This is a genomic window from Nocardia sp. NPDC060220 (genome assembly GCF_042727815.1).
Classification (GTDB): domain Bacteria; phylum Actinomycetota; class Actinomycetes; order Mycobacteriales; family Mycobacteriaceae; genus Nocardia.
The window spans coordinates 1-6,469 of sequence record NZ_JBHWZY010000373.1 but is presented as its reverse complement, the minus strand read 5'-3'; the positions used below and the strand labels follow the sequence as shown (position 1 = coordinate 6,469).

Annotated in this window: 5 protein-coding genes; 3 read left to right on the top strand and 2 right to left on the bottom strand. The window is 68.4% G+C overall.

The annotated features are described in order from the left end of the window. Nucleotides 1-653: aldehyde dehydrogenase family protein (locus ACFWF3_RS19835; RefSeq protein WP_379314787.1), on the bottom strand; the 653-nt coding region annotated here is incomplete at its 3' end. A gap of 132 nt (nt 654-785) precedes the next feature. Between ACFWF3_RS19835 and ACFWF3_RS19830 the strand changes: the two genes are divergently transcribed. Both ACFWF3_RS19830 and ACFWF3_RS19825 read left to right on the top strand, forming a co-directional pair. After that, nucleotides 786-2,426, top strand: coding sequence for a PucR family transcriptional regulator (locus ACFWF3_RS19830; RefSeq protein ID WP_379314786.1), 1,641 nt, complete (start codon nt 786-788; stop codon nt 2,424-2,426). Between the two features lie 111 nt (nt 2,427-2,537). Next, complete coding sequence (locus ACFWF3_RS19825; protein WP_379314788.1) at nt 2,538-4,532, top strand: alkyl/aryl-sulfatase; 1,995 nt, start codon at nt 2,538-2,540, stop codon at nt 4,530-4,532. A 5-nt stretch (nt 4,533-4,537) separates the two neighbouring features. Here the strand turns inward: ACFWF3_RS19825 and ACFWF3_RS19820 are convergent, their stop codons facing one another. Continuing rightward, nucleotides 4,538-5,284, bottom strand: coding sequence for a VOC family protein (locus ACFWF3_RS19820; protein WP_379314785.1), 747 nt, complete (start codon nt 5,282-5,284; stop codon nt 4,538-4,540). Nucleotides 5,285-5,588: 304 nt separating this feature from the next. On the opposite strand from ACFWF3_RS19820, the gene ACFWF3_RS19815 reads away from it, so the two are divergent. Beyond that, nucleotides 5,589-6,469 (top strand): CocE/NonD family hydrolase (locus tag ACFWF3_RS19815; protein ID WP_379314784.1); only part of this gene is annotated, 881 nt, incomplete at its 3' end.

Sequence of the window (6,469 nt, the reverse complement as noted above, 5' to 3'; positions counted from 1 at the left end):
GACTGGCTCCTGGCCGGCTTCCACACCACGGTGTTGCCCATCAGGGCGGGCGCGGTGGGGAGATTGCCCGCGATCGCGCTGAAGTTGAACGGTGTCACCGCGTAGACGAACCCCTCGAGCGAGCGGTACTGCATCCGATTCCACACCCCGGGTGCGGAGATCGGCTGCCCGGCCAGGATCTCGCGGGCGAACGAGACATTGAACCGCCAGAAGTCGATCAGCTCGCACGGTGCGTCGATCTCGGCCTGGTAGGCGGACTTGGACTGCCCGAGCATCGTCGCGGCCGCGATCTTCTCCCGCCAAGGCCCGGAGAGCAGGTCGGCCGCACGCAGGAAGATCGCGGCTCGATCGTCGAACGGCATCGCCTGCCAGGCGGGCGCCGCGGCACAGGCGGCCTCGACCGCGGCGGCGGTTTCGGCGGTGCTCGCGTCGCGCAGGGTGCCCAGGACGGCGGCGTGACGATGCGGTTGGACCACGTCGTAGGAAGGACCGTCGCCGGGCAGATGGCGACCGCCGATCACGTGGCTGATCTCGGTGGGGGAGGCGGACAACTCGACGAGCGCGGTCTGGAGGCGGCGGCGTTCCGGGCTGCCCGGAGCGAAGGTGCCGACAGGTTCGTTGACCGGTGGTGGGGTGGTCGCGATGGCGTCCATGAGTGCGGCTCCTGCGTCGTGGGGGAGAGCGGGATGTGACGTAGTCAACACCGATCGGCAGCAGTCATAATCATCTGATCGGATGAATATCCGAGCCCGTCTTTGTCCGATCGACCAAACCGGAGGTACCCGATGACCGACGGGTCCACCACGCTGCGCGGGCTGCTCGCCGCGCTCGACCACGCCGTCGCGACCCTCGTCGACGCGCCTGCGGGCGAGGAGGTCGCGGTGCGAACGGTCGCGTTGGCCGAGCCTGCTGACCTGCCCGAACACCTCGACGCCGAGGGCGCCCTGCCCGAGGTGTACTTGCTGGTCGGCGTCGACGCCGACGCGACCGAGCGGTGGTTGCGCGAAGTCGGCGACCGTGACCCCGCGCAGCGGCCGCGCGTGCTGATGACCAAGAGCGCCAACGACTCACCCGCGGTGCGCGCCGCCGCCCACACCGCGGGCGTCGCGCTGGTGCACGTGCACCGGCAGGCGCGCTGGGACCAGGTGTTCTCCCTGATCCGGCGGATGCTTGCCCGTTCGCCCGGTCAGCGCGCCGCATCCGACGAGCACGACCTGCTCGCCCCCGACACCGACCTGTTCGGGCTGGCTCAGGTGCTGGCCAGGGAAACCGGCGGCATGGTCTCGATCGAAGACCCCCAATCGCACGTCCTGGCCTACTCGGCCTCGGACGCCTCGGCCGATCAGCTGCGCATCCAGTCCATCCTCGGACGGGAAGGCCCGAGCGACTACCTGCGGATCCTGCGGGAATGGGGCGTGTTCGACCGGGTGCGGCGTGGTGACGAGGTCGTCGATGTGCCCGAACATCCCGAGCTCGACATCCGCCGCAGACTTGTCGTCGGCATCCGGCGAGGCGCCGACGGCGCGCAAGCCAGAATGCTCGGGACCATCTGGTTGCAGCAGGGTGCGGGGCCGCTGCGACCCGACGCGGCGCAGGTGTTGCGCGGCGCGTCGGCGGTGGCGGCCCGGATCATCGCGCGACGACTGGACGCGCCGTCGACCGAGGCGCTGCTCGTGCGCCGGTTGTTCGGCGCGCACGGTGACGGCGTCGACGTGCCCTCGGTGGCCGCCGCATTGAACCTGCCGGCGACCGGTCCCGCCGCGGTGATCGGCTTCGCGCCGATCGGCCCGGCCGCGGGACTGGCCGCGTCGAGCGGTTTGATCCGGTTGCACGCCAGCGCTTTCCGCGACGATTCGGTGACCGAGTCGATCGGCGAGCGCGTCTATGTGCTGTTGCCCGCCTACCATTCCGAGCGCGGTGTCGGTTCGTGGGTGCGCAAGCTGGTGACCCAGCTCGAGCAGACGCGCGAACTGATCGTGCGGGCCGCGATCGCCGCACCGGTCGCCGGGCTCACCGCGGTCGCGAGTGCGCGCGCCGAGGTCGACCGGGTGCTGGACAGCCCGGTCGCCGACCCCACGGGTGGCCGGGTCGCCACGCTGGCCGATGCCAGGACCGCGGTACTGCTGGCCGAGATCATGGAGCTGATCCGCGAGCGCCCGCGCCTGCACGATCCGCGCCTGGCCGACCTCGATGCCTACGATCGCACTCACGCTGCTGACCTGCGGGTATCGGTTCAGGCCTATCTGCGGGCGCACGGTGAGGTCCGTGCCGCGGCGGCCACGTTGCGCGTGCATCCGAACACGCTGCGCTACCGGCTGCGGCGAGTGGAGGCCATCCTCGGCATCGATATGACCGACCCCGAGGACCGGTTGCTGCTCGATATTCAGCTGGCCGCGCTGCCCGGTACGGCGATTGCTCAGAAATAACACAGATATTGCAGTTAGTCTGCAATAGTCGTTCGGGTCGGACGGTCGTGGAACGAAGGAGTAACGGTGAGCAGTGCACACAGGGGCCGGGGCGAGCTGTCGCGGCGCGGGATGCTGGGTGTCGGAGTCGGCGCGGCTGCCGCGGTAGCGGTCGGCGCGACCGTCACCGGATGTGGTGACCGACCCGCCGGACTCACCCCGTCGAGCACCCAGACCGACCCGACCGAGGCCATCCTGGAGGCCAACCGCGCGCTGGCCGACACCTTGCCCTTCGGCGATACCGCCGACTTCGCCGACGCCGACCGCGGCTGGATCGCTTCCCTCGAGCCGGGCACGGTGACCGATCCGTCGGGGAAAGTGGTGTGGGACACCGACTCCTACGACTTCCTCGCCGGTTCCTGTCCGCACTCGGTGAACCCGAGCCTGTGGCGGCAGTCCCAGCTCACCGTCAAACAGGGCCTCTACGAGATCGCGCCGGGCTTCTACCAGATCCGTGGCCTCGACCTGTCGAACATGACGTTGATCGAAGGTGAGACCGGCGTGGTCGTCATCGATCCGCTGGTCTCGGCGGAGACGGCGGCGGCCGGGCTCGCGCTCTATCGCAAGCATCGCGGTGACCGGCCGGTCACCGGCCTGATCTACTCCCACTCCCATGTCGATCACTTCGGCGGCAGCTACGGCGTCATCACCCCGCAGGACGTCGCGGCCGGTCGCTGTCCGGTGATCGCGCCCTCGGGATTCATGGAGCACGCCGTCGCCGAGAACATCTACACCGGTACGGCGATGGCCCGCCGCGCCGCCTACATGTACGGCGCCGCCCTGCCGCGCGGTCCGAAAGGTCAGGTGGGAGCCGGTCTCGGACAGACCAATTCGGTCGGCACGATCGGCCTGATCCCACCCACCGTCCATGTCACCCGCGCCGACCAGGAAGAGACGGTCGACGGCGTGCGGATGGTCTTCCAGCTGACGCCGGGCACCGAGGCGCCGTCGGAGATGAACTTCTACTTCCCCGATCGCCGCATCCTGTGCATGGCCGAGAACGCCACCCACACCATGCACAACATCGTCACTCTGCGCGGCGCGCTGGTGCGCGACCCGCATGTCTGGTCGAAATACCTCACCGATTCGATCAACCGGTACGGTCGCCGGTCCGATCTGGTGTTCTCCTCGCACCACTGGCCCGTCTGGGGTACCGATCGGATCGTGGAGTTCCTGTCGCTGCAGCGCGACATGTACGGCTACCTCAACGATCAGACGCTGCGACTGCTGAACCAGGGCTACGTCGGCGCCGAGATCGCCGAAATGCTGCGGATGCCGCCCGCGCTGACAACGTCGTGGTCCACGCACGGCTACTACGGCTCGGTGAGCCACAACGTCAAGGCCGTGTACCAGCGGTACATGGGCTGGTTCGACGGCAACCCGGCGCACCTGTGGGAACACCCGCCGGTGGAGAACGCGCGCCGCCACGTCGACGCGATGGGCGGCGCCGACGCGGCCCTGCGCACGGCGCAGAAGGCCTACGACGCCGCCGACTACCGCTGGGTCGTCCAAGTCGTGAACTACGTGATCTTCGCCGACCCCACCAACAAGACGGCAAAAGACCTGCAGGCCAGTGCCTTCGAACAGCTCGCTTACGGCGCGGAGAACGCCACCTGGCGCAACTTCTATCTCAGTGGCGCCCACGAACTGCGCAACGGTTCCTTCGGCACGCCGACCACGGCCAACTCCGCGGCGATGGCCTCCGCGCTGAGCGTGGAGCAGGTGTTCGACGCGGTGTCGCTGCGGATCGACGGTCCAAAGGCCTGGGATGTCCGGATGAGCACCGACTGGCGGATCAGCAACGAGGACAACCGCGTTCACCGCGTCGAACTGCGCAACGGCGTACTCGTGCACTACGACCGATTCCCCGGTGACGCGCTGCCCGCACCCGACGCGACGATCACTCTCACCCGTCAGACCCTGATCGCCACCCTGGTCGGTGGCGCCGACCTGCGCAAGGGCGTCGCGAGCGGTGACATCGCCCTCGACGGCGATGCCACCGCACTGGCGAAGCTGCCCGGTCTGATCGACAAGCCGGACCCGAACTTCGCCATCGTCACGCCGTGACGAGGTCAGGACCCGGTGGGTACCTCGCCGACCGCCTTGGCCGGATCGATCACGCCGAACACCTCGCCCTGGGGCGCCTGCAGAATGCCCATCCGGCCGAACGGGCTGTCGTCGGGGCCCATGATCACCGAAGCTCCCAGTTCGGTGGCCTCGGCCAGCGAGCCGTCGGCGTCGTCGACCTGGATCCAGGTGAGCCAGTAGGGCGGGGTGCTCAGCGCTGAGGCGTCCATCATGCCGCCGATCTCGTGGCTGTCACCGGGCAGCGCGAAGGTGGAGTAGGTGAAGGTTTCCCCGTCGCCGATCTCGTTGTACTGCCAGCCGAATACCTTGTCGTAGAACTCGTGTGCCTGGTCGTAGGCGGGAGTGTGCAGTTCGTTCCAGCAATAGGCGCCGTGCTGGTTGAACACGCCGGCACCGTGGTGTGCCTTGGCTTCCCACACACCGAAGACCCCGCCTGCCGGGTCGGCGGCGATGAACATCCGCCCGACGTCGAGAACATCGAACGGCGGCATGAACACCTGTCCGCCCGACTTGCTCACCCGCTCGGCGATTTCGTCGGCGCGTTCAGCCGCGAAGTAGGTGGTCCACACCGACGGCATCTCGCTCATGCCCTCGGGTTTCGGACCGATGCCCGCCGCCGGTCGGCCGTCGAGTGTGGCCATGAGATAGCCGCCGGCTTCGGCGGGACCGTCCTGGACCTCCCAACCGAACAGCGTGCGGTAGAAATCGCGGGCGGCGGTGGTGTCGTCCACCTGACAGTCGATCCAGCAGGGAGTCCCCTGCGGCCAAGCTTCGTCGCGTGTCGGCATTGTCGAACGTCCTCCTCGGCGATGGATGTAGGCCGGTCCCAACGGCACCGGCATGGGTCGAGTCAACCACCGGCCACCGACATGAACGCGGAGCCACAACCGCGCTGAACTGGAACAACGTGTGTTCACAGCGACAGTCCGAGCGGGCCGACGATCACCCGGCGAACTCGTTACCCCTGTTACAGTTTCCGCGCCGATCGTGCGGTGGCTTGGTCAACGTCGGAAACGAACCGGTCGGGAGCGACTCATGGTGGTTAGAGGTTCGGAACGCGGGTTGGTCCGGATTCTGGTGACGATCCTCGCGGTGGTCGTCGTGCTCGGCTGCGGCGGCGGTCTCGCCGGTGGACAGCCGCCGGACGCGCCGTCCGCGCGGTGGACCGCCCAGCACGACGGCCCGGGGGCCTACCCCGAGGTGCGGGTGGAGCGCGGCGTCCAGATCGCGATGAGCGACGGTGTGGTGCTCAAAGCCGACGTCTACCGCCCGGCCGACGCCGCGGGCGTGATCGAGCAGAAGCCGCTTCCGGTGATCGTCAGCCTGACGCCGTACTCGAAACTCATGACCGGGCTGATCGAATCGGCCGCCGCGATCCCGGGCCTGCAGTCCACCGCCGTCGATATCGTGCGCAGGCTGAACCTGTCCACCACCCCGATCAGCGGTTTCGGCGACCTCATGCAGGCACTGGACGGCGGCATGATCCAGACCATGCTCGGCGTCGACCGCAAACTGGTCAGCGCCGGCTATACCGTGATCGTCGCCGATGTGCGGGGAACCGGCCTGTCGCAGGGCAAATGGGACACCCTCGGTGCGCGCGAACAACTCGACACCCGCGAGGTGATCGACTGGGCGGCCACGCAGCCGTGGTCGAACGGGCGCATCGGGATGAGTGGTGGCTCCTACTCGGGGATCAACCAGTTGCGCGCCGCCGAGAACGCCCCGCCCGCGTTGCAGGCGATCTTCCCGGTCGAACCCGGCAGCGACCTCATGCGCGACGTGGTCGCCCCCGGCGGCGGCGTCGGCACCACGTTCCTGCCGATGTGGCTGAACTCGGTCAACCAGCTCAAACTCGTGCCCGACGTGGCCTCGATGGTCGACGGCAGTTTCGACTGGACCTGGTTCAAGGATCGCCC

Coding starts and splice junctions, on each gene's coding strand:
- ACFWF3_RS19825 (WP_379314788.1), top strand. CDS start 2,538: ATGCTGGGTGTCGGAGTCGGCGCGGCTGCCGCGGTAGCGGTCGGCGCG.
- ACFWF3_RS19830 (WP_379314786.1), top strand. CDS start 786: ATGACCGACGGGTCCACCACGCTGCGCGGGCTGCTCGCCGCGCTCGAC.